Source organism: Comamonas fluminis (assembly GCF_019186805.1).
Lineage (GTDB): Bacteria > Pseudomonadota > Gammaproteobacteria > Burkholderiales > Burkholderiaceae_C > Comamonas > Comamonas fluminis.
Map to the genome: position 1 here is coordinate 3,590,352 of NZ_CP066783.1, position 21,377 is coordinate 3,611,728.

General features: G+C 60.5%; 22 protein-coding genes. 12 read left to right on the plus strand and 10 right to left on the minus strand.

The window, feature by feature from the left end:
- Genes JDW18_RS16650 through JDW18_RS16660 form a run of 3 tightly spaced genes read left to right on the plus strand, consistent with a single transcriptional unit; the run spans position 1 to position 3,022 of the window.
- Positions 1-354, plus strand: coding sequence for a circadian clock KaiB family protein (locus JDW18_RS16650; RefSeq protein ID WP_218240541.1), 354 nt, complete (start codon positions 1-3; stop codon positions 352-354).
- A complete protein-coding gene (locus JDW18_RS16655) occupies positions 351-698 on the plus strand; it encodes a circadian clock KaiB family protein (protein ID WP_218240543.1) in 348 nt (115 codons plus the stop codon). Before JDW18_RS16650 ends, JDW18_RS16655 begins: the two co-directional genes overlap by 4 nt.
- On the plus strand, positions 695-3,022 hold the full coding sequence (locus JDW18_RS16660) for an ATP-binding protein (protein WP_218240544.1): 2,328 nt from the start codon (positions 695-697) through the stop codon (positions 3,020-3,022). The genes JDW18_RS16655 and JDW18_RS16660 overlap by 4 nt, the downstream gene beginning before the upstream one ends.
- Positions 3,023-3,056: 34 nt before the next feature.
- On the opposite strand, the gene JDW18_RS16665 is transcribed toward JDW18_RS16660, so the two are convergent.
- Positions 3,057-4,010: an SDR family oxidoreductase gene (locus JDW18_RS16665; RefSeq protein WP_218240545.1), complete on the minus strand. Its 954-nt coding sequence runs from the start codon at positions 4,008-4,010 to the stop codon at positions 3,057-3,059.
- A 111-nt stretch (positions 4,011-4,121) separates the two neighbouring features.
- Between JDW18_RS16665 and JDW18_RS16670 the strand changes: the two genes are divergently transcribed.
- Together JDW18_RS16670 and JDW18_RS16675 are read left to right on the plus strand one after the other, a co-directional pair.
- Positions 4,122-5,168 carry a CDP-6-deoxy-delta-3,4-glucoseen reductase gene (locus JDW18_RS16670; RefSeq protein ID WP_218240547.1) on the plus strand — a complete coding sequence of 349 codons (1,047 nt, stop codon included), beginning with the start codon at positions 4,122-4,124 and terminating at the stop codon, positions 5,166-5,168.
- A 120-nt stretch (positions 5,169-5,288) separates the two neighbouring features.
- Complete coding sequence (locus tag JDW18_RS16675; protein ID WP_246610013.1) at positions 5,289-6,257, plus strand: Bug family tripartite tricarboxylate transporter substrate binding protein; 969 nt, start codon at positions 5,289-5,291, stop codon at positions 6,255-6,257.
- Positions 6,258-6,285: 28 nt separating this feature from the next.
- On the opposite strand, the gene JDW18_RS16680 is transcribed toward JDW18_RS16675, so the two are convergent.
- The 5 genes from JDW18_RS16680 to hda all read right to left on the minus strand — a co-directional run bounded on the left by JDW18_RS16680 (position 6,286) and on the right by hda (position 11,615).
- Complete coding sequence (locus JDW18_RS16680; RefSeq protein ID WP_246610015.1) at positions 6,286-7,740, minus strand: ArnT family glycosyltransferase; 1,455 nt, start codon at positions 7,738-7,740, stop codon at positions 6,286-6,288.
- 332 nt (positions 7,741-8,072) lie between these two features.
- Positions 8,073-8,594, minus strand: a complete 522-nt coding sequence (gene folK, locus JDW18_RS16685) for a 2-amino-4-hydroxy-6-hydroxymethyldihydropteridine diphosphokinase (protein ID WP_218240549.1) — start codon at positions 8,592-8,594, stop codon at positions 8,073-8,075.
- Complete coding sequence (gene pcnB, locus JDW18_RS16690; RefSeq protein ID WP_218240552.1) at positions 8,587-10,158, minus strand: polynucleotide adenylyltransferase PcnB; 1,572 nt, start codon at positions 10,156-10,158, stop codon at positions 8,587-8,589. Before pcnB ends, folK begins: the two co-directional genes overlap by 8 nt.
- On the minus strand, positions 10,155-10,859 hold the full coding sequence (locus JDW18_RS16695; protein WP_218240553.1) for an HAD family hydrolase: 705 nt from the start codon (positions 10,857-10,859) through the stop codon (positions 10,155-10,157). Before JDW18_RS16695 ends, pcnB begins: the two co-directional genes overlap by 4 nt.
- A gap of 57 nt (positions 10,860-10,916) precedes the next feature.
- Positions 10,917-11,615 (minus strand): DnaA regulatory inactivator Hda, encoded by a 699-nt coding sequence (gene hda, locus JDW18_RS16700; protein WP_218243955.1) that lies wholly within the window; start codon positions 11,613-11,615, stop codon positions 10,917-10,919.
- 357 nt (positions 11,616-11,972) lie between these two features.
- Between hda and purM the strand changes: the two genes are divergently transcribed.
- Both purM and JDW18_RS16710 read left to right on the plus strand, forming a co-directional pair.
- Positions 11,973-13,025, plus strand: a complete 1,053-nt coding sequence (gene purM / locus JDW18_RS16705; protein WP_218240555.1) for a phosphoribosylformylglycinamidine cyclo-ligase — start codon at positions 11,973-11,975, stop codon at positions 13,023-13,025.
- A 36-nt stretch (positions 13,026-13,061) separates the two neighbouring features.
- On the plus strand, positions 13,062-14,123 hold the full coding sequence (locus tag JDW18_RS16710) for an AI-2E family transporter (protein ID WP_218240556.1): 1,062 nt from the start codon (positions 13,062-13,064) through the stop codon (positions 14,121-14,123).
- 20 nt (positions 14,124-14,143) lie between these two features.
- On the opposite strand, the gene JDW18_RS16715 is transcribed toward JDW18_RS16710, so the two are convergent.
- Together JDW18_RS16715 and murJ are read right to left on the minus strand one after the other, a co-directional pair.
- Positions 14,144-14,992 (minus strand): SirB1 family protein, encoded by an 849-nt coding sequence (locus JDW18_RS16715; protein WP_218240558.1) that lies wholly within the window; start codon positions 14,990-14,992, stop codon positions 14,144-14,146.
- Positions 14,993-15,096: 104 nt separating this feature from the next.
- Complete coding sequence (gene murJ, locus JDW18_RS16720; protein WP_218240561.1) at positions 15,097-16,662, minus strand: murein biosynthesis integral membrane protein MurJ; 1,566 nt, start codon at positions 16,660-16,662, stop codon at positions 15,097-15,099.
- Positions 16,663-16,914: 252 nt separating this feature from the next.
- On the opposite strand from murJ, the gene rpsT reads away from it, so the two are divergent.
- The gene (rpsT, locus tag JDW18_RS16725; protein WP_218240562.1) at positions 16,915-17,208 is read left to right on the plus strand and encodes a 30S ribosomal protein S20; all 294 of its coding nucleotides are present in this window, start codon (positions 16,915-16,917) and stop codon (positions 17,206-17,208) included.
- 279 nt (positions 17,209-17,487) lie between these two features.
- Here the strand turns inward: rpsT and JDW18_RS16730 are convergent, their stop codons facing one another.
- Positions 17,488-17,811 (minus strand): DUF3579 domain-containing protein, encoded by a 324-nt coding sequence (locus tag JDW18_RS16730; protein ID WP_218240563.1) that lies wholly within the window; start codon positions 17,809-17,811, stop codon positions 17,488-17,490.
- A 251-nt stretch (positions 17,812-18,062) separates the two neighbouring features.
- On the opposite strand from JDW18_RS16730, the gene JDW18_RS16735 reads away from it, so the two are divergent.
- The 4 genes from JDW18_RS16735 to JDW18_RS16750 all read left to right on the plus strand — a co-directional run bounded on the left by JDW18_RS16735 (position 18,063) and on the right by JDW18_RS16750 (position 20,995).
- Entirely contained in the window at positions 18,063-19,259 is a 1,197-nt protein-coding gene (locus JDW18_RS16735; protein WP_218240564.1) for an aspartate aminotransferase family protein, read from the plus strand.
- A gap of 20 nt (positions 19,260-19,279) precedes the next feature.
- Positions 19,280-20,203, plus strand: coding sequence for an ornithine carbamoyltransferase (gene argF / locus JDW18_RS16740; protein WP_218243956.1), 924 nt, complete (start codon positions 19,280-19,282; stop codon positions 20,201-20,203).
- A 38-nt stretch (positions 20,204-20,241) separates the two neighbouring features.
- Positions 20,242-20,505, plus strand: a complete 264-nt coding sequence (locus tag JDW18_RS16745) for a hypothetical protein (RefSeq protein ID WP_218240565.1) — start codon at positions 20,242-20,244, stop codon at positions 20,503-20,505.
- 124 nt (positions 20,506-20,629) lie between these two features.
- Positions 20,630-20,995: a YkgJ family cysteine cluster protein gene (locus JDW18_RS16750; RefSeq protein WP_218240566.1), complete on the plus strand. Its 366-nt coding sequence runs from the start codon at positions 20,630-20,632 to the stop codon at positions 20,993-20,995.
- 183 nt (positions 20,996-21,178) lie between these two features.
- On the opposite strand, the gene JDW18_RS16755 is transcribed toward JDW18_RS16750, so the two are convergent.
- On the minus strand, positions 21,179-21,367 hold the full coding sequence (locus JDW18_RS16755; RefSeq protein ID WP_218240567.1) for a hypothetical protein: 189 nt from the start codon (positions 21,365-21,367) through the stop codon (positions 21,179-21,181).
- Positions 21,368-21,377: the final 10 nt, after the last annotated feature.

Consider the following 21,377-nt stretch of genomic DNA (forward strand, 5'->3'; position numbering starts at 1 on the left):
ATGACTGCCTCTTCCTCCCCGCAAGACTACGACGGCGCAGCTGTGGCCGAACCCGAGTGGTTCTTGCGCCTGTATATCGCGGGCAAAGCCGCACGCGCTGAAACCGCGCTGCAAAACCTCAAGCGCCTGTGCGAGGAGCATCTGGCAGGCCGCTACAGCATTGAAGTGATAGATCTTCTGAAAACCCCAAAACTGGCGGCTGGCGACCAGATTCTGGCCGTACCCACCGTGGTGCGCAAAGTGCCTGAACCCATGCGCCGCATTATTGGCGACCTGTCAGACCGGGAACGCGTGCTGGTTGGACTCGATATTCAGCCCGTTTCGACGGATGGCCGATCGGCAGGCACGCTATGACACACCAAGACCAGGCCGATACCCTGTCCGGATGGGATTCGCCCGACTGCAGTGATGTGTGCGAAATGGCGGAGTTTCGGCTGTACGTGAGCACGGTATCCCCACTGTCTTCGCGTGCCATCGTCAATGCACGGCAGTTTCTGAATGCGCACCTGCCTGGCTCCTATCAATTGACGGTGCTCGATATCGCCAAACATGTTCTGGAAGCCAAGCGCGATCAGGTGATTGCCTCGCCCACGCTGGTGCGCAGCTCACCCTTGCCCAGTCGCCGCGTCGTCGGCGATCTTTCGGATGTTGTGCGCATGCGCGACTGGTTCTGCCTGCAAGCCCCCTCGACTCCATGATGTATCCCGGAACTACCGCGAAGGCTGCAGCCTCCCCCGATATCGCTGCACTGACCTCCGAGAATCAGGAACTACGTCTGCGTCTGCGCGAGCTGGAAGACACGCTGGGCGCCATCCGCGCCGGCGAAGTAGATGCACTGGTGGTCAACGACGACATCTTCATTCTGGAAAGCGCCAGCGCCACTGGCAATCGTCTACGCCAGGATGTGCTGCTGCAGATGAAAGATGCGGTCTTTGCATTTGACTGCGATGACCAGCTCATTTTTTTGAACCAGTCTGCCGAGCAGCTCTATGGCCTGAAGGCCAATGAAGTTCTGGGCTGCTGCAAAGCCAGCCTCTACACCGAACTGCAGGACAAGGGACATCCCCCTCAGCCAGAGAGGCGGATGAAGCCAGTGGCCGAAAGCGAGTCAGCAGCCCCCCCGCAGCGCTTTGACAGCTTTGCCATTCACCGCTTGCACAATGGCTCATCGCTGTATGTGGAGCAAAGCATCTCCATGCTGCTGGACAAGGCCCAGCAGATTTTTGGCACGCTGATTGTGGTGCGTGATGTCACAGAGTCACGCCAAGCCGCCATTCGCCGGGATGCTTTCGCTCGCCTTGGCGAATCTCTGCGCGACCTCGACACCCCTTTAGATGTGGGCTACCGCTCGGCCCAGATGCTTGGCGAAACACTGGGCCTGCTGCGCGCGGGCTTTGTACGGTTTACGCAACCAGACAACTCCTTGCTCGTAGCCTGCGAATGGCTTTCTGCAGAGGCCAGCTCTATTGTCGGGCGCATTTTTGCTGACGATTTTGTGGACCTTATCGCTGAACTGGAGCACCGCGCCACCATCAGCATCAACGATGTCAGCACCGACCCTCGCACCCGCCATGTCGCCCCCATGCTGGCAGACATGAGAATCGGTGCCATGGTGTGCATTCCCTACCTGCACAACGGTCAGCTGTACGCGGTTCTCTTTCTTCACGATACCCAGGTGCGCAACTGGACGGATGCAGAACTGTCCTTTATCAACGAAGTGGCCGAACGCACGCAGATTGCCGTGGAACGTGTCAACAGCGCCACCGCATTGCGCTACAGCGAAGCGCGGCTGCGCGAAGTCAACGAGAGTCTGGAAGCGACCGTACAGGCACGCACACAGGAGCTGATCGGAGCACAGGAAGCTCTGCGCCAATCCCAGAAAATGGAGGCCGTTGGGCAACTGACCGGCGGCATTGCCCACGACTTCAACAACCTTCTCGCAGGCATGAGCGTGAGCCTGGAGCTGGTTCGCCGCCGCGTGCAGCAGGCCCGTTATGGTGATATCGACCGCTATCTGGACATGGGCAGCGAAGGCATCAAGCGTGCGGCATCGCTCACCCAGCGGCTGCTGGCCTTTGCGCGCCGACAAACGCTGGACCCAAGACCCACCGACATTAATCGCCTGGTCTCGGGAATGCAGGAACTGATAGAGCGCTCCATCGGCCCCAATGTCTCACTCGCTGTGGCCGGTGCGCAGGACTTGTGGATCACCCGTATCGACGGGCCGCAGCTGGAAAATGCCCTGCTCAATCTCTGCATCAATGCCCGCGATGCCATGGCCCCCGCAGGTGGAAAACTGGTCATAGAGACCAGCAACAAACACCTGGACAGCCTGGCCGCGGCCACCCACGAACTGCAGCCAGGTCAGTATGTGGCACTGAGCGTGACCGATACCGGGGTGGGCATTCCCAAGGATTTGATCAACCGCATCTTTGATCCGTTCTTCACCACCAAGCCTACAGGTCAGGGCACAGGTCTGGGCCTATCGATGGTGTACGGCTTTGTGCGTCAATCAGGCGGCGAAATACGCGTGTACTCCGAGCCCGGACAGGGCACGACGATGCGCATGTACTTTCCGCGCCATTTCAGCGAGGACGATTTTATGGAGAACACCCGCAACACCAGCGTTGTGCCAGATGGAGCAGGCAAGCGCATCATGCTCATTGATGACGAAGCCACCATCCGCACGCTGATTGCCGAAGAACTGCGCGATGCAGGCTATGTGGTCACGACCGCCGAAGACGGCCCATCTGCGCTGCGCATTCTGGAAGGGCCGATCGAGATCGACCTGCTCATTACCGACGTGGGCCTGCCCGGTGGCCTGAACGGCCGTCAAGTGGCAGATGCCGCGCGCGTCAAACGCACCGATCTGAAAGTGCTGTTCATCACCGGCTATGCAGAGACCGCCGCCGTGGGCAATGGCCTGCTGGCCCCTGGCATGCATGTGCTGACCAAGCCGTTCGAAATTGCCGAGCTGGCTGACAAGATCAAGGTATTGATCAGCGATGACAGCCCGCAGTGAGGTCGTGACACAGCAAACTTGCCAGCACACCCACTCAATGCGGCTGAGCCAGCCCCTCTCTCACCGTGGGGTAGTTCAGCTGCAGCTTCAGCTCTCGCTTGAGTCGCTGGTTGCTCAGGCGGCGTGACTCGCTCATGAAGCTCAGCAGCATCGCAGGCAGCTCTGCGACAGCCTGTTGCCTGCTGATACGCGCTGGCCTGGCCAGCCCATAGAGATCAGCGGCCAGATCAAAGTAATCTCCCATCTTCATCTGCGTATCGTCACTGGCGTGATAGATGCGCTGCGGCTTGCCGCGCCATAAGGCCCTGATACAGATTCTGGCCAGGTCTTCCGCATGAATATGGTTGGTGTAAACATCATCCTGCGTCTGCAGCACTGGCGTGCCACGTAGCAGCCTGGCGCGCGGCGTGCCCCCTTCACGGTCCGGGGCATAAATGCCGGGAATGCGCACAATGCTGGCCACCTGCCCCTTCAGCCCTGCGTCTCTCATGCGCTGCTCGGCATCCACCCGGCGCAATGCTCTGGGTGTCGCCGGTGCCACGCTACGGGTTTCATCAATCCATTGCCCCTGGCAGTCCCCATAGACCCCGGATGTGGAGGCATAAACCAGACTGCGCGGCAGCCGCCCAAGTAGCAGGGAAGCGAGCAAGAACCGGCTTCTGTCATCACGCTGCCAGCCAGCCTCGCCTTCCTGCAAACTGGGAGGAGGCGCCAGATACAGCACCCGCGTGGCCACACCGGCCAATCTGCGCAGGCTGCGCGGCTGATCCAGATCACCCCATAGTGGCTGCACACAAGAGGCTTGCAGAGCAGAAAAACGGCTGCGATCACGCACCATTGCCAGCACAGCCAGGGAGCCACCTCCCGAAGCGGCGCTGGTCAATCTGCGTGCAATGCGCCTTCCTATGTCGCCATAACCGACGATCAGCACACGTTCACGACGAAAGCGCGCTGGTAGCGCGCCCAATGGGCTTTGGTTTGAGGGCAAAATCGGGGCCTGCTGCGTACACGGATAGAGGGGGCATTCACGCGCTGCTGCCAGCTGCAGCCACGCCGGGTAATGCCTCCCAGTTACGCCTTCAAGGATAACCAAAACGTCATGACCGAGATTGCCAACGCTTCGTTTGAAATTACCGTCCTTCCCAGTGGACGTGCTTTTGCCACGCAAGGCGCAGAGACCATTCTGTCCGCAGCCATTCGCACGGGCGTAGGCCTGCCCTATGGCTGCAAGGATGGCGCTTGTGGCTCCTGCAAATGCAAAAAGCTCAGCGGCGAAGTCAGCCACGGCACGCACTCCGACAAGGCCCTGAGCGCCGAAGAAGAAGCCAGCGGCTACGTGCTGACTTGCTGCGCCACCCCGCAAACAGATGTGGTGCTGGAATCGCGCCAGGTGACGGACGCCAGCTCTTTTCCCATCAAGAAGATGCCTGTGCGCGTCGCTGCACTGGAAAAGAAGTCGCATGACGTAATGCAAGTGCGCCTGCAACTGCCCGCCAGCGAAAAGTTCCAGTACCACGCCGGTCAGTATGTGGAATTCATTCTGCGCGATGGCTCTCGCCGCGCATACTCCATGGCCACGGCACCCCATGTGCAGGAAACCGCGCCCGGCGTAGAGCTGCACATCCGTCACATGCCCGGCGGCAAGTTCACCGACCATGTCTTTGGCGCCATGAAGGAAAAGGAAATTCTGCGTGTGGAAGGCCCGTTCGGCAGCTTCTTCCTGCGCGAGGATTCCGACAAGCCCATCATCATGCTGGCATCCGGCACCGGCTTTGCCCCTATCAAGGCACTGATCGAGCATATGCGCCACAAGGGCATCCACCGATCCATCACCCTGTACTGGGGCGGCCGTCGCCCTTCCGACCTGTACTACGCCGACTGGATTGCCGAGCAGGCCGCCGCCATGCCGCAGCTGACCTATGTGCCCGTGATCTCCGATGCCCAGCCTGAAGACGCCTGGACAGGCCGCACCGGCTTTGTGCACCAGGCGGTTCTAGATGACTTTGCCGACCTCTCCGGCCACCAGGTCTATGCCTGTGGCGCCCCTGTGGTGGTGGACTCGGCTCGCGCCGCTTATACCAGCGAGCGAAGCCTTCCTGCAGAAGAGTTCTACGCTGACGCCTTCACTTCCGAAGCGGACAAGTAATCAGCAATAGCGAGGTAAACCGGGGTGAAATCTGCCACTCACTCGGGTTTACACGCAATTTTCCTGTTTCAATAACTTATAGCTCAGGCTGGGCTGCAATTTTTTGCACAATAGTCGGCTATGAACCGTAGAAACAGCCTTCTCTCGGTCATGGCGGCCGCTGCTGCCTTGGCCTCCCCCCTGTCCCAGGCCCAAGAACCCATCCGTCTGATCGTGCCTTATGCGCCCGGTGGTCCTCTGGACATCACCTCGCGCGCCCTAGCCGAGCGAGTGCGCGACTCTCTGGGCACCGTCATCATTGACAACAAGGCGGGCGCTGGCGGCAATATCGGCGCCGATGCCATTGCCAAGGCAGCCCCGGATGGCATGACCATCGGTCTGGCAGCCACCGCCACCCATGCCGTCAACCCCTGGCTCTACACCAAGATGCCCTACGACGCAGGCAAGGACTTTGCGGGCATCACCCAGATGGTTCGCGTGCCCAATGTGCTCGTCATGAACGCAGCCCGTGCCGAACAGCTCAAGATTCACAGCGTGGCAGACCTCATCAGCTACGCCAAGAGCCACCCCGGCAAGCTGAACTACGGCAGCGGCGGCAACGGTTCTGCCGGTCACCTGGCCGGTGAAATGCTCAAGCAAAAAGCAGGCATCTTTGCACTGCACGTGCCCTATCGCGGCGCCAACCCTGCGCAGCTGGCACTGCTGTCCGGCGAAGTGGATTTCAACATCGACAACCTGGCTGCGGCGGCCCCCAACATCAAGAGCGGCAAGCTTGTAGCCCTGGCGGTGACGTCTCTGAATACCACCCCTTTGCTGCCCGGTGTTCCCGCTCTGTCCAAGACCTTCCCCGGCTTTGCCATTGACACCTGGTGGGGTCTGGTCGCACCCGCGGGCACCCCCAAGCCCGTGCTGGACAAGCTGAGCAAGGCTTTCAACGACGCGCTGCACGCGCCCGAAACCAAGACCCGCTTCAGCGCACTGATGGCCGAACCCGTTGGCTCCACACCTGCCGAGTTCGACAAGTTCATGGCCGCCGAGCGTGCCAAGTACCAGCCCATCGTCAAGGCCTCTGGCGCCAAGGTGGACTGATAAAAAGTGAGCAGGAAGCCATTGCTATTCAATGGCTTCCCGCCACTTTGCATTCAAGTGCTTCCGTTTTCTGTGCGCTGATGCGCCAAAGCACCTGTCCATGGCTGACCGCCACCTGTTCAGCCTGAGCCAGAAACGGAAAGTCTTTTTCCGCATCGCTGCGCCCCACGAGCCAGGCCACAGAGTCCTGGCAGAGACTGGCGCGCACAGCATCCACCGGCAGCAATGTGGCCTGCGCCAGTACGGGGTTGAAAGCGGCTGCATCCAGCAGCTCTGTGCGCCAGTTGTCACGATGACTCTGCCGCGCCTTCTGCCACTCATCTGCCACCTTCACGGGCCGCTTCAGCTGGGCATAAAAAGGCAGGTCGTACACATATTCCTTGAGCATATAGACCGGCTCGTTCTGTCTGACTTGCTGCAAGGCCAGACCCAATGACCGGGCGGAATATTTCTGATTGACTGTCAGAGCGCCCACCACCACCAGTGCCATGAATGCGCTGCACAGCACCGAGATACGCCACCATCGGCGCGCACGCTCAGACCCCATGAGTTCCAGACTCAGATCGGCCATCAGCCATGACAAGGCAGGCACCGCAGGCATGATGTAGCCAATCAGCTTGGACTGCGGCAGCGAGAAGAACAGAACAATGCAGATGACCGTCAACCCCATCAGCAGGCGCACATCGGTCAGTACCTGGTCAGCGCTGCGCCAGTAACTGCTGGCAGGCAGCTTCTTGATCCACAACAGGCAAGGCAGGCTGCAAACTGCCAGGGCGGCCGGATAGAACCAGAACGGCTCGACGTTGTTGAAGCCCCCGGCAGCAAAGCGCTGAAAGTGCTGCACGATAAAAAAGTAGTGCAGAAAGCCATCAAACCTTTGCTGCATCACCACAAACCAGGGGGCTGCAACCATCAAAAACAGCAGCAGGCCCGGCAACGAGATCAGCATCCACAAACTGCGCCAGCGGCGACGCAATACCAGCCACAGCAATATCACCATGGCGGGCAGCACAAAGCCAATCAAGCCTTTAGCCAGGACACCCAAAGCTGCCAGCAGATACGACAGAAGCAGTGTTTTGCTATAGTCCTGCTGCGACTCAAAACACAACACCGTATGGGCCAGGCACAGAATCGTGGCCGTAATACAGCCCGCAACCAGAGTGTCCAGATTCGCGAACTGCGCCCCCAGAAAAAACAGTGGCTGCGCCAGCAGCACCAGCAAGGCCCGGCGCGCCCTGACCGGACCGCACCAGCGCACGGTAAAAAGGTAGAGCGCAAAGGCGCCCAGAATGGCCCCCACCAGAGATCCTGCTCTTGCGGCCAAAGCGGTGTGCCCGGTCAAAGCCATGGCGGCGCCAGAGATCCAGTAGAACAGGGGCGGCTTGTGAAAAAAAGGCAGGCCGTTGAGCGTTGGCGTCAGCCAGTCGCCCGTAGCCAGCATTTCCCAGGCAACCGTGGCATAACGCCCTTCATCCGGCAGCATCAAAGGCCTGATCCAGGCGGTGCAGCACAAGCACAAGGCAATGAGCAGCAAGACTCTCCCCTTGCTCGCAAACAGTGCCTGATAAAACTTGGTCATTCTTCACCTCGCATCGACGAGACGAGGAGCAGTCATGACCATGCACCGGCCACAGAGCATTCGGTATTCAGCAACTCTGCCCTCGTCAATATGAGGCGCAGTATTCACACCGTGTCTGAAAAGAAGCTGAACGGGCAAAGCACGGAAAACTTTGCTGGTTTGAAAATTTCAGAAAACAAAAAAGCCCAAGAACAGATGAATCATGTCTTGGGCTTTTCAAAGACACACCAGTACCTTCAGGCTGGTGTCTTGGGCTGCCGCCACCACTGCGGCCCCTCGCTTTGCACAATGCCCTGGCCCTGCACTTGCTGCAACTGTGTAGAGCCTACGCACTGGGGTGCTATCTCAGCCAGCGGCACCAGCACAAAAGCGCGTTCCCACATGCGGGGATGAGGAACGGTCAGCTCTGCGGCATCAGACTGCCAGCCTCCCCACAGCTCAATATCCAGGTCCAGCGTACGCGGCGCATTGCGGTAAGGGCGCTCGCGCCCGGCCTGCAATTCAATGGCCTGCAGCGCGTGAAGAAACTCCAGCGGCTTCTGCTGCGTCTGCACCAGCGCCACGGCATTCAGATAATCAGGCCCAGATGAGTCTATGGGGCTGGTGCTGTAGAGCGAGGACACATCCAGCAACTGCCCCCCTGGCAGCGCCGCAATCGTCTGCACCGCCCAGGCCAGAGTGCCACGCGCATCGCCCAGATTGGCTCCCAGGCCAATAGCCACCACATTGGCAGCCAGGGCAGCAGCGTGATTACTCATTGCCGCCAGCAGCCGGCGCACCACCTGCAGCGGGCTTGCGGCGGCGACGGCGGCGCTTCTTGGGAGCTTCGCCACCTTCCGCCTCACCAGCGACCTGATCCAGTGGGCTGCTGTCGCCCTCGGCTTCCGCCTTTTTCTTGGCGACACGGTGTACTTTGGGTGCCGCCTGCTGCTGGCTGCGCTGGCGAGCCCGCTGCTCATCCCGCGCCTGGGCAATCAGATCATCGCGGCGGGCATCGTCGGCCTGCGAGAACTCCTGCCACCAGCTGGCCATGCTTTCCTCCACCTCACCAATGTCGGCACGCAGGCGCATGAAGTCAAAGCCTGCGCGAAAGCGCGGCTGGGCCACCATGGAATAAGGCGTGGCACCGGTGCGCTTTTCAAAGCGCGGCTGCATGACCCAGATCTCGCGCATATCGGCTGCCAGCTTGCCACGGCCCGAAACATCGCCAATGCGCTGGTCAAACACCTCGTCAATCGACTCCTGCAGCGCGGGGAAGGGGTGATAGCCCTTGCCCAGACGCTTTTCCCAGCCAGCTTTCACGTCCTGCCACAGCACGCAGGCCAGTAAAAAGCTGGGCGCCACGGGCTTGCCTTCGGCTACACGGCGGTCGGTATCCATCAGCGCGGCCTGCACAAACGGATGGTCAGCGCGCTCCATCACCACATCCAGCAGCGGATAGATGCCGCGCGACAGGCCCAGCTCCTGCAGTTGCTTGACCGACGCAATGGCGTGCCCGGTCTGCAGCAGCTTGAGCATTTCGTCAAACAGGCGGCTTTGCGGCACTTCATGCAGCAAAGGTTCGCACTCCACCAGCGGCTTGGCTGTCTTGGCTTCCAGCTTGAAGCCTTTTTCATGCAGTTTGGCCGCAAAACGCACAGCGCGGATGATGCGCACCGGGTCCTCGCGGTAGCGAGTGGCCGGGTCGCCAATCATGCGCAGCACCTTTTTCTTGGCGTCTGCAATACCGCCGTGATAGTCGACCACGATTTGCGTCTCGGGGTCGTAATACATGGCGTTGATGGTGAAGTCACGGCGCGTGGCATCCTGATCCTGCGGGCCCCAGACGTTGTCGCGCAGCACGCGGCCGCTGGCATCCACGGCATGCTTCATGCCGGCCAACTGGGCCTTGCTGGTGCGTTCATTGCCGCTGACCTGCTCTGCCGCGCTGTTATCCAGAAAAGCACGGAAGGTAGAGACTTCGATGACTTCGTTTTCGCGGCCACGGCCATAGACCACGTGCACGATGCGAAAGCGCTTGCCAATGATGAAGGCACGGCGAAACAGGTTCTTGACCTGCTCGGGCGTGGCGTTGGTCGCCACGTCAAAGTCCTTGGGACGCAGGCCCAGCAGCAGATCGCGCACGGCGCCGCCCACGATATAGGCCTCAAAGCCCGAGCGCTTCAGGGTCTGCACCACGTCGATGGCGCGGCGATCCACCAGATTCGGGTCAATGCCGTGCACCTGCACTGCCACTTCATCACGTTTGCCGAACTTGGGCTTGCGCGAGCGGGGGGCTGCGGGCGCCTTGCCCAGCAGCTTGTCAATAATGTTCTTGATCATGGTGCTTCGCTAAATAGGTCCACGATGCGCCAGCCGCGTTCCTCGGCCAGGGCACGCAAGCGCGCATCGGGGTTGGTGGCCACCGGGTGATCCACTTTTTCAAGCAGGGGCACATCGTTCATGGAGTCGCTGTAGAAGGTCGCTTCCACATCCTCCCAGCGCAGGCCCTGGGCGTTCAGCCACTCGGTCATGCGCACGACTTTGCCCTCGCGCATATTGGGAATGCCTGCAATCTCACCAGTAAACCAGCCACTGGCATCTCGCGCCAGCTCCGTCGCCAGCAAATGCTGCACGCCGAAAGCCCTGGCAATGGGCGCCGTCACAAACTCATTGGTCGCCGAGGTGATGACCACGGTATCTCCTGCATCCAGATGCTTTTGCACCAGCTCGATGGCGGCAGGCTTCATCGCAGGGCGAATGACCTCATCCATGAAACGCTGGTGCGCGGCTGCAGATTCCGCCTCGCCACGCTCAACCACGGCTGCCGTGGCAAAGCGCACGTAATCGGGGATATTGAGCTGGCCTGCCTGGTAATCGGCAAAGAAAGCATCGTTTTGACGACCAAAAGCTTCGCGGTCGCACCAGCCAATGGCGATGGAGAACTCGCCCCAGCCGTGGTCAGAGTCCAGCGGCAGCAGCGTATGGTCCAGGTCAAACAGCGCCAGCTTTGGCTTGTTTGGCGATTCAGAAGAAGTCGACATGCAAATCCAACAAAAAGTGCTGTGGCATGGCCATAGCAGGGAGTGAGGCGCTCGGCTTCACTCGGTTTCCAGCATGGTCTTGAGCAGCGGAATAGTGATTGCTCGCTTGTTGCGCAGTGCAAAGCCGTCCAGCATGTCCAGCAATTGCATCAGACTGCCCAGGTCACGCGAAAAGCGCCTGAGCATATAGTCCATCACTTCGTCGCTCAGGAACACGCCACGGGCATCGGCTTCCTGACGTAGCACGGCACGGCGTGCCGATTCGTCCAGCAGATGCAGTTGAAAGACATGGCCCCAGCCCAGGCGGGTGCGCAGGTCTTCACGCAGCTTGAGGTCCGCCACAGGCAACTGCCCCGCAGCCAGCACCCAGCGCGGCAGGCCGGTGGCGGGACTGGTGGCATTGACGAACCAGTTAAAGGCGCGTGCTTGCTGAAACGGCGTGTAGATGTCCACATCGTCCATCAGCACAGCCACCCAGCGCTCGTCAAACTCTGGCGGGAATGGGGTCGAAGCATCCATCCAGCCGACCATGGCCCCCTGCTCACGCAAGGCTTCACGAACGGCTTTGAGCAAATGGGTCTTTCCAGAACCCGCCTCACCCCACAGATAAGTGGGCACTGGCGTTCTGGTTTGCCGAGCCTGACCATCGCCCACCCAGTGACGCAGATGGTCAATCAGGGCTGCATTGGGGCCGACAAAGAACCGCGACAGCGTCGGGCCGGGCGCCATGCTGATATCCAGAGCCAGCTGCTTCATCTGCGACATATGCGCAGCGCCCCCTTTCCTGGGTGCTCAACAGCCCATGCGGCGAAATCTGGCAGGAGATTCATCAGCATCAATGTGGAAGATACAAAGCCCGGACGCGCGTTCAGATCAGGCCTTGCAGGAATGCAGCAGCGCGATCACTCGGTAACAAAAGCGCTAATTTTAGTCTGCAGTGGCGGCCTTCGGCCCCGTCATGGATGATTTTGCCTACTGCTGATGTTGCAGGCAGGCCATGATTGCCCTGCAAAACCCTTTGTTCCGAGGCAAGCACGCCCGCTGGACGGATGGGGGCCGTAGAATCCCGGGGTTTCCCGCCCATGCTGGGCGCACCCTGCACCGGATCCATCGATGAGCTCTTCTGCATCCTCCTCTACTCCCATTTCCTACAAAGACGCTGGCGTTGATATCGACGCGGGCGACGCCCTGGTCGAGCGCATCAAGCCGCTGGCCAAGAAAACCATGCGCGAAGGCGTGATGGCCGGTATCGGTGGTTTTGGCGCACTGTTTGAAGTGCCCAAGCGCTACAAGGAGCCCGTGCTGGTTTCCGGCACCGACGGCGTGGGCACCAAGCTCAAGCTGGCGTTTGAATGGAATATGCACGACACCGTGGGCATCGATCTGGTGGCCATGAGCGTCAACGACGTGCTGGTGCAAGGCGCCGAGCCCCTGTTCTTCCTGGACTACTTCGCTTGCGGCAAGCTGCATGTGGACACGGCTGCTGCCGTGGTGGGCGGCATTGCCAAGGGCTGCGAGCTGTCTGGCTGCGCACTGATCGGCGGCGAAACCGCTGAAATGCCCGGCATGTACCCCGATGGCGAATACGACCTGGCAGGCTTTGCCGTTGGCGCCGTGGAAAAGTCCAAGATTCTGACCGGCCAGAACGTCAAGCCTGGCGACGTGGTGCTGGGTCTGGCCTCGCACGGCGTGCACTCCAACGGCTTCTCGCTGGTGCGCAAGTGCATCGACCGCGCTGAAGCCAATGGCACGATTCCCGCCACTCTGGATGGCAAGCCTTTCAAGGCCGCCATCATGGAACCCACACGTCTGTACGTGAAAAACGTGCTGACCGCGCTGGAAAAGCACCCCATCAAGGCGCTGGCCCACATCACCGGTGGTGGCCTGCTGGAAAACATTCCTCGCGTACTGCCCGAAGGCACTGCCGCTCACCTCAAGGCCGGTAGCTGGCCCCAGACCGAGCTGTTTGCCTGGCTGCAAAAGACAGCGGGCATTGACGATATCGAAATGAACCGCACGTTCAACAACGGTATCGGCATGGTGGTCGTAGTGGCTGCAGAAGATGCCGCCGCCACAGCCGCCACACTGGCCGAACTGGGCGAAAAGGTCTACACCATTGGCGCGATCACCGAAATCGGCTCTGGCAAACCGGTTGAAGTGCGCTAATCTAGCCACTTATCGCATTCGCTCTTTTCAGCTTGCATGACGCAGCACCTGCCCGCTCCCATCGCCCCCCAGCCCCCAGCCCCTTCCAGCAAGGTCATTCTGGCGAGCTATTTACTGATGGCAGCGGCGCTGCTGCTGGTCATGCACCAGGGGATTCTTCCCGGCCTGCTCTGCGTCTGCGTCGGCTTTTTGCTGACCCGTGCGCTGACCAGGCTGCTGAGCCGCGCTGACAAGCGCCCCCGCCCAACGGCTGTGTTACCGCGCTGGGCACAGGTGGTTGCCACCACCATCATCATTCTGGCGCCGCTGGCCTTGCTCAGTGGCGCGCTGTCCCATACCCGCGCCTACATCACGGAAGCTCCTGCTCAGTACAAGGAACTGCTGGACTACCTTTCCAGCACAGTGCTGGAACTGCGCGACAAACTGCCTGCCGACATGGCAGCCCAGTTGCCCGAAGGCTCTCAGGAAATTCAGCGGCTGCTGTCCCACTATCTGGCAACCAAGGCCGGCATATTGGCCAATGCAGGCCGCACCTGGCTGACGGGCCTGCTCTACGCCTATGTGGGCATCATCATTGGTGCGCTGGCGGCTGTGCGCCCTATTTCCCTGCGTCGCCCCCCGCTGGTGGCCGCGCTGAATCAGCGCATTCTGTATTTTGGCGAGGCCTTCCGCCAGATCGTCGCAGCCCAGTTCTGGATTGCCGCGTTCAATACCGCACTCACCGCCATCTTCCTGCTGCTGGTGCTGCCCATCTGGGATCTGAGCCTGCCCTATACCCCGGCACTGATTACGCTGACTTTTTTTGCCGGCCTGATTCCCATCGTCGGCAATCTGCTGTGCAACACAGTGCTGACCATTGTGGGCCTGTCTGTCTCGCCCGTCGCAGCCGCCGCTTGCCTGGCGTTTCTGATCCTGATCCACAAGGCCGAATACGTCATCAACGCCAAGGTGGTTGGCACGCGCACCCATATGGGCGTGTGGGAACTACTGGCCGTGATGTTTGTGGCCGAATCTGTCTTTGGCCCCGCCGGTCTGGTGGCTGCACCGCTGTTTTACGCCTACCTCAAGAAAGAACTGGAAGCCGTCAAGCTGGTGTGAGCGGCCCAAGCCCTCAAAACCTATAGCACCTTACGCAAATTGTTCATGGTTTTTTCCAGAAAACCATATTCAGAATCAGGTGCAACCAGCGCATAGCGCTCCAGATCGGAGAGCGCCCTGTCATTGATGCCCGCCTGCGCATAGGCCAGACCTCGCTCGCGCAGCAGCTCTGACTTCGCGGGCTGCAGCAGCATCAGACGGTTGATGACTGCCACCAGCATGTCCCAGTCGCGCTGGGACTGGTGAATTTCCTGCAGATTGCGCAGCATGCGCTCCACAATGTCACGCGGGCTGGCGGCCTGCAGATACAGTCCCAGTGGCGCTGCCTCATCAGCAGAGATACCCGCCTGATCGAGAAAAGGCTGCAGACGTTCGGCCAGCGCATTGGCCGAATGCGACTCCCCCGTCAAAGGATCCAGCACCACCTGCCCCTGCGGCAGCAGCGCCTTGACCATGAAGTGCCCCGGAAAACTGATGCCTTCCACCGCCAGACCCAGACTGCTGGCCAGCTCCAGCCAGATCAGCGCCACGCTGATGGGAATGCCCCGCCGCGTGTTGAGCACATGGTGGATGTAGCTATTGCCCGGGTCGTAGTAGTTGTTGAGATTGCCCGCAAAGCCCAGCTCGCCATAAAAGAATTTATTGAGGGCGCTGAGCTGGCGCAACGGGTCTGTCTCGCCCGACAGGCGCTGCTTCAGCCGCACCTGCAGGCGGTCCAGCTCGGCCATCACGGCCTGCAGATCAAGGCCTGGGGCCGCATCCTGGGCAATGCTGATGGCGGCCTCGGTCAGCGCAAAGTTTTCATCACTCTGAACCAGAGAGGCAAAGTACTGCAGGGCGGTGGGGTGCTCGTCAATCGTCCAACTCATAAGCGGCTTTGTAAGCCGCCTGCGCCGTAATGACAAGCGAAATACCCCTGATGCGTAGGCAGAACCTGCGCTAGCCGCTCATTTTTTTGAGTGAAACCGTGCTTTTAGCGGCGCAGCAACTGGCGAAGATTCAAGCCCGAGAGCCGCAGCACGCCAAAGTACAGCACAGCCGCCCCCGCCATCATGGCGGCCAGCAGGCCCGCGCGCAGCAGGCTCTGGCTGCGCAGGCCCACCCAGTCAAAGTGCTGGCTGCCCCACAGCAGCAGCACAGCAAGCAGCACACTGGCCGCCAGCACCTGCACGATGAACTTGAGCCAGCCCGGCTGGGGCTGGTAGACGCCACGGCGCAGCAGCCCAGTCAGCAGCCAAGTCGCATTGACCAGCGCCGCCAGACCAATCGACAGCGCCAGGCCTGTGTGCTTGAGCCAGGGCACCAGCACCAGATTCAGCAACTGCGTGATGACCAGCACCACGATAGCGATCTTGACGGGTGTGCGAATGTCCTGGCTGGCGTAATAGCCAGGGGCCAACACCTTGATGGCCACCAGGCCCAGCAGGCCTGCGCCATAGCCCATCAGCGCCAGCGAGATCTGGCCCACATCGCTGTCATGCAGGGCACCGCGGTGGAACAGCGTGGCCACCAGCGGCGTGGCAAAAGTCAGCAGGCCCACGGCGCAAGGCACGGCCAGCAGCACGACCAGGCGCAAGCCCCAGTCCAGCATGTTCGAGTAACGCTGCGCATCGCCCGCCGCCTTGGCCGAGGCCAGTTGCGGTGTCAGCACCACACCCAGCGCCACGCCCAGCAGCGAGGTGGGAAACTCCATCAAACGGTCGGCATAGAACAGCCAAGTCACGCTGCCCGGCGCCATGTACGACGCGATCTGGGTGTTGATCATCAAGGAGATCTGCGCCACACCCACACCCAGCAGGGCTGGCCCCATCAGCGCCAGAATGCGGCGCACACCGGCTTCATTCCAGGCTTCCCGAATGGCAGATGGCGAAAAGCCAATGCGCGGCATCAAACTCATGGCGCGCAGTGCGGGAATCTGCACCCCCAGTTGCAGCACACCGCCCAGCATCACCCCGCCAGCCATGGCATAGATGGGCTCAAAGCCATGCTTTTGCAGCCAGGGCGCACCCAGCAGCGCCGCCACAATCATGCTCAGATTCAGCAGCACCGGCGTGGCCGCTGGCACGGCAAACTTCTTCCAAGTGTTGAGAATGCCCGCCGAAAGCGCCACCAGCGACATAAAGCCGATGTAGGGGAACATCCAGCGCGTCATCACCACGGCAGCGTGGTAGCCGTCCGGTGCCTGGCGCATGCCGCTGGCCAGCAGCCACACCAGCAAAGGCGCGCCGATCACGCCCAGCACGCACACCACAATCAGCGCCCAGAACAAAATGGTGGCCACATGGCTAATCAGCTTGTGCGTGGCCTCTTCCCCATGCTGGGTCTTGCTGGCAGCCAGCACCGGCACAAAGGCCTGGCTAAACGCCCCTTCGGCGAACAGGCGCCTGAAAAGATTGGGAATTCTGAAGGCGACATTGAAAGCATCCGTCAGGGCATTCGCCCCGAACATGGAAGCCATGAGCAGATCGCGCACCAGCCCCGAAATACGGGAGGCCAGCGTCAGAAGGGATACGGTGGAGGCGGCTTTGAACAGTGACACGCTGCGAAGTGTATGCGTTCACGCCCACGCCCGCTTGCCAAGATCGCACGCTTTGCACTCTGTAGCACTCGTCAATCAGGCATGCCCTAACACCAGGACAGCAAGCAAGCGCCGCCGCGCAGCGAGGCTGTCGTCCCCCTCCCCTAGCGCGCAGCGCGTAGAGAGAGGGGTGAAGCCGCGCAGCGGCACAGGGGGTGTGCTAGAATCCGTGGTTTTGCTGACATCATCCTCAGACACCTAAGGAAATAAATCATGGCAACTAAAGCCAAAAAGAACCCCCGCCTGGCTTCCGGCCGCAAGCGCGCCCGCCAGAACGTCAAGCTGAACGCTGCGAACACTTCGCTGCGTTCCAAGTACCGCACTGCTGTCAAGAATGTCGAGAAGGCTGTTGTGGCCGGCGACAAGACCAAGGCAGCTGAACTGTTTGCCAAGGCTCAGTCCGTGATCGACACGATCGCTGACAAGGGCATCTTCCACAAGAACAAGGCAGCTCGCGATAAGAGCCGCCTGTCCGCCAAGGTCAAGGCCCTGGCTCTGGCTGCTTAAACCCAGCCTCCCTCAAGCACGGATGACTTCGGTCATCTGCCGTTTGTAACGGGTGCGCTGTCAGCAAAAACATCAAAACCGCCTTCGGGCGGTTTTTTTGTGGGTGAATGAATCCCCCCTGAGGCGCTTTGCGCCTTCCCCCCAGGGGGACGACGCCTTCGCCGCGAGGCGGCTCTTGCTCGGCGTCTCTGGCTTGGGGCATGCCTTATCGGCGCGCAGCGGGCATAAAAAAACGCACCTTTGTGCGTTCATTCGTCTGGATTTGAGAAAAGAAAGCGCTCAGGCTTTCTTTTTGACTTCGTCGGGGATCAGGCAGGCTTCGGCCACTTGCAGGTCATTGTCCTTGGCGAAGTTCAGGCAGAAGTCCCAGGCCATGGGTTCGTAGTCGCGCAGGTCGCGGTTGATGACCACGCATTTGGTGCCATTCATCACTGTGGGCACGCACCAGGGAGAGTAGCTCAGGTGACTGCCTGCACAGGCTCCGCCTGGTCGAAACTGGCTCATGACTCCAGCCAGGCGCTCGGCCCAGTCGCTGGGTCGGAACGTTTTGCCGGCCTGAGTCATACCCAGAATGAACAGTTCTTTGCTGGAAGGGGTAACCATCAAATATTCGCCAAAAAAATCCGGGGCGACCGGGCGGGATCTCCACCAACATGCCCAATGAATCATTCTAGCTCTTATATAAGAGCTAGGGTTAGTCTGCAGATGTCAACCCCAGTATGACGTAGGTTCATTGCATGGCAGCGATGCGCAATCCGCAATGTTGGGGTTATCAGGGGCATCTAGAATCAAGCCTCGCATTTTTTCAAGGTGTCCTGTGCACCGCCAACCGTCCTGTTGAGGAGATTCCTGCAATGACCGTTTCCACCGAGGTTGTCCAGCCCCACGTGATGTCCACCTATGGCCGCGTCCCTATCGCTCTGGAGCGAGGTCAGGGCTGCCGCCTGTGGGATGTCAACGGCAAGGAATACCTCGATGCACTGGGCGGCATCGCGGTCAACACACTGGGTCACAACCACCCAAAGTTCGTGCCTGCGATTCAGGACCAGGTGGCCAAGCTGATCCACTGCTCCAACTACTACAACGTGCCCGGCCAGGAAGAGCTTGCCAAGCTGCTGACCGAGCGCGCCAAGATGGACAAGGCCTTTTTCTGCAGCACTGGCCTGGAAGCCAACGAAGCCGCCATCAAGCTGGCACGCAAGTTTGGCGTGGACAAGGGCATCGCCAACCCCGTGATCGTGGTCTATGACCATGCTTTCCACGGCCGTTCGCTGGGCACCATGAGCGCCACCGCCAACCCCAAGGTGCGCGAAGGCTTTGGCCCGCTGCTGGAAGGCTTTATCCGCATTCCCGCCAACGACATCGAAGCCCTGAAGAAAGCCACCGCAGGCAACCCCAACATCGTCGGCGTGATGATGGAGCCCATTCAGGGCGAAGGCGGCCTGCACCCCATGCGTGCCGAATACATGCAGCAAGTGCGCGCCCTGTGCGATGCCAATGACTGGCTGATGATTCTGGACGAAGTGCAATCCGGCATGGGCCGCACCGGCAAGTGGTTTGCCCACCAGTGGGCAGGCATCGTGCCTGATGTGATGTCTCTGGCCAAGGGCCTGGGCTCTGGCGTGCCTGTGGGCGCCATCGTGGCCAAGGGCAAGGCAGCCGAAGTGCTCAAGCCCGGCAACCACGGCACGACCTTCGGTGGCAACCCCCTGTCCATGCGCGCTGGTATCGAAACCATCCGCATCATGGAAGAAGATGGTCTGCTGGCACACACCACCAAGGTTGGTGCGCACCTGAAGGCCAAGCTGCAGCAAGAACTGGGCAGCCTGCCTGGCGTGGTGGACGTGCGCGGCGAGGGCCTGATTATCGGCATCGAGCTGAACAAGCCCTGCGGCGTGCTGCTGGGCCGTGGCGCCGAAGCGGGCCTGCTGTTCTCCGTCACCGCCGATACCGTGGTGCGCCTGGTGCCTCCGCTGATCATGACGGAAGCCGAAGCTGACGAAGTCGTGGCACGCCTGAAGCCACTGGTGCAGCAATTCCTTGCCGAATGAAAGTTTTGTCGATGACAGCCATCAAACACTATCTGCAGTTTTCCGATTTTTCGGCTGACGAATACGACTACCTGCTCTCGCGTGCCACCCTGATCAAGAAAAAGTTCAAGGGCTACGAAAAGCACCACACGCTGAGCGACCGCACCATGGCCATGATCTTCGAGAAGGCCAGCACCCGCACCCGTGTGAGCTTTGAAGCCGGCATGTACCAGCTGGGTGGTTCCGTGGTTCACCTGACCACGGGCGACAGCCAGCTGGGCCGCTCCGAGCCCATCGAGGACAGCGCCCGCGTCATCAGCCGCATGACCGATCTGGTCATGATTCGCACCTTTGGCCAGGACAAGATCGAGCGCTTTGCCGCCCACTCTCGCGTGCCCGTCATCAACGGCCTGACCAACGAGTTCCACCCCTGCCAGATCCTGGCCGACATCTTTACCTTCATCGAGCATCGCGGCTCGATCAAGGGCAAGGTGGTGGCCTGGGTGGGCGATGGCAACAACATGGCCAACACCTGGCTGCAGGCTGCTGACCTGCTGGGCTTTACCGTCCATGTCAGCACCCCCGGTGGCTACGAAGTGGACGAAAAGCTGGCCTTTGGCGGCAAGACGCCCCGCGAAGGCTGCTACAAAGTCTTCAAGGACCCGCTGGAAGCCTGCAAGGGCGCCGATCTGGTCACCACCGATGTGTGGACCAGCATGGGCTACGAAGCTGAAAACGCTGTGCGCATGAAGGCCTTTGCCGACTGGTGTGTGGACGAAGAAATGATGCAGGCTGCCAAGCCCGAAGCCGTCTTCATGCACTGCCTGCCCGCCCACCGTGGCGAGGAAGTGACTGCCGAAGTCATCGACGGCCCACAGTCCGTCGTCTGGGACGAGGCAGAAAACCGCATGCACGTGCAAAAGGCACTGATGGAATACCTGCTGCTGGGCCGCCAGCCAGGCTGATTCACTACGACCTGGCTCATCTGCATACCTCCACACCCATGCACCTGAGCCACATCACATCTCCAGACCGCCAGCGGGCTTTGCGCCAGCTGGCGGTTTTCTTTTGCCCGCTGCGCCCTGCCATGGGCGATGCACGCTACGGGCAATGTGGTGGCCAGCGCGCCCTGCGCCAGCCGCATATGGCACGCCACACACGCGTGCCTTCCTACTTCGGGCCGCGCAAGCCATTTGCCGCCCGCGTGCGTGCGCTGTATGTGCGCATCCACACCTTTTATCTGAAGTTTCTTCAAGGCCACACCTAGTGGCTCAGGCCTTCGCCCGCTGTGCGCTTTGCCGCGCCGGGCTTGCTGATCTCTCTTTTCACAGCCATCCCCTGCATGAGGAGGACGGCGTGACCGCGATGCCTGAACTTTTGAAGAACCCACGATGCCCTCCCCCATCCACCCCTGCCTGACCTGCGGCGTGTGCTGCCAGAACTACCGCGTGGAATTTTCCGTCTATGAACTCCAATCCATGGGCGGCACCGTGCCCGATGAACTGGCCCATGAGGTGCCCGGCAAGGGCAACCGTGCCCGCATGAATGGCACGCAGTTGCACCCAGTGCGCTGCGTGGCCCTGCGCGAGCTGCCTGAAGTCGGCGAAGGCTGCATAGGCTGCGGCATTTACGAGCAGCGCTCACGCCCCTGCCGCGACTTTCCTTTTGCCTCCTATGGCTGCCATGACACCCGCGCCAAGTTCGGCCTGCCGGAACTGGAGGAAGAAGACGTCACACATTGGCTGGAAGCGGCCTGAAGCTCTGTACCAATTTGATAGCAGCTAGCGCATGTAAAACCTACGCCTGGGCTTCATAACTCCTCAAAGCCCCAGCCAAATCTGGCGCAGGCCGCCGCGGTTTGTAGTGCATGACAGCCAAACAAAAGGCCTGAGGCCCATTCACGGGGCACTCAGGCCTTTTGCATTCAAGTGCTGAAAAGCTCAGGTCTTCTTGGGTGCGCAGCTATCGCCTTCACAGGCGCTGCAGCTGCCGCAGCCACTTTCCTTGCCCAGCCCCGACAAGGCTGGGTGACTGGCTGCAACCTTGCGCTTGAGGTTTCCCGGCATCAGCCGCCAGACCAGCGCCACGGCAGCCACGGCCACAATCACGCCCACAATCATTTCTTGCATGGAAAACTCC

Coding starts and splice junctions, on each gene's coding strand:
- JDW18_RS16650 (WP_218240541.1), top strand. CDS start 1: ATGACTGCCTCTTCCTCCCCGCAAGACTACGACGGCGCAGCTGTGGCC.
- JDW18_RS16655 (WP_218240543.1), top strand. CDS start 351: ATGACACACCAAGACCAGGCCGATACCCTGTCCGGATGGGATTCGCCC.
- JDW18_RS16660 (WP_218240544.1), top strand. CDS start 695: ATGATGTATCCCGGAACTACCGCGAAGGCTGCAGCCTCCCCCGATATC.
- JDW18_RS16670 (WP_218240547.1), top strand. CDS start 4,122: ATGACCGAGATTGCCAACGCTTCGTTTGAAATTACCGTCCTTCCCAGT.
- JDW18_RS16675 (WP_246610013.1), top strand. CDS start 5,289: ATGAACCGTAGAAACAGCCTTCTCTCGGTCATGGCGGCCGCTGCTGCC.
- JDW18_RS16680 (WP_246610015.1), bottom strand. CDS start 7,740: ATGCTGCCGGATGAAGGGCGTTATGCCACGGTTGCCTGGGAAATGCTG.
- folK (WP_218240549.1), bottom strand. CDS start 8,594: ATGAGTAATCACGCTGCTGCCCTGGCTGCCAATGTGGTGGCTATTGGC.
- pcnB (WP_218240552.1), bottom strand. CDS start 10,158: ATGATCAAGAACATTATTGACAAGCTGCTGGGCAAGGCGCCCGCAGCC.
- JDW18_RS16695 (WP_218240553.1), bottom strand. CDS start 10,859: ATGTCGACTTCTTCTGAATCGCCAAACAAGCCAAAGCTGGCGCTGTTT.
- hda (WP_218243955.1), bottom strand. CDS start 11,615: ATGAAGCAGCTGGCTCTGGATATCAGCATGGCGCCCGGCCCGACGCTG.
- purM (WP_218240555.1), top strand. CDS start 11,973: ATGAGCTCTTCTGCATCCTCCTCTACTCCCATTTCCTACAAAGACGCT.
- JDW18_RS16710 (WP_218240556.1), top strand. CDS start 13,062: ATGACGCAGCACCTGCCCGCTCCCATCGCCCCCCAGCCCCCAGCCCCT.
- JDW18_RS16715 (WP_218240558.1), bottom strand. CDS start 14,992: ATGAGTTGGACGATTGACGAGCACCCCACCGCCCTGCAGTACTTTGCC.
- rpsT (WP_218240562.1), top strand. CDS start 16,915: ATGGCAACTAAAGCCAAAAAGAACCCCCGCCTGGCTTCCGGCCGCAAG.
- JDW18_RS16730 (WP_218240563.1), bottom strand. CDS start 17,811: ATGGTTACCCCTTCCAGCAAAGAACTGTTCATTCTGGGTATGACTCAG.
- JDW18_RS16735 (WP_218240564.1), top strand. CDS start 18,063: ATGACCGTTTCCACCGAGGTTGTCCAGCCCCACGTGATGTCCACCTAT.
- JDW18_RS16745 (WP_218240565.1), top strand. CDS start 20,242: ATGCACCTGAGCCACATCACATCTCCAGACCGCCAGCGGGCTTTGCGC.
- JDW18_RS16750 (WP_218240566.1), top strand. CDS start 20,630: ATGCCCTCCCCCATCCACCCCTGCCTGACCTGCGGCGTGTGCTGCCAG.
- JDW18_RS16755 (WP_218240567.1), bottom strand. CDS start 21,367: ATGCAAGAAATGATTGTGGGCGTGATTGTGGCCGTGGCTGCCGTGGCG.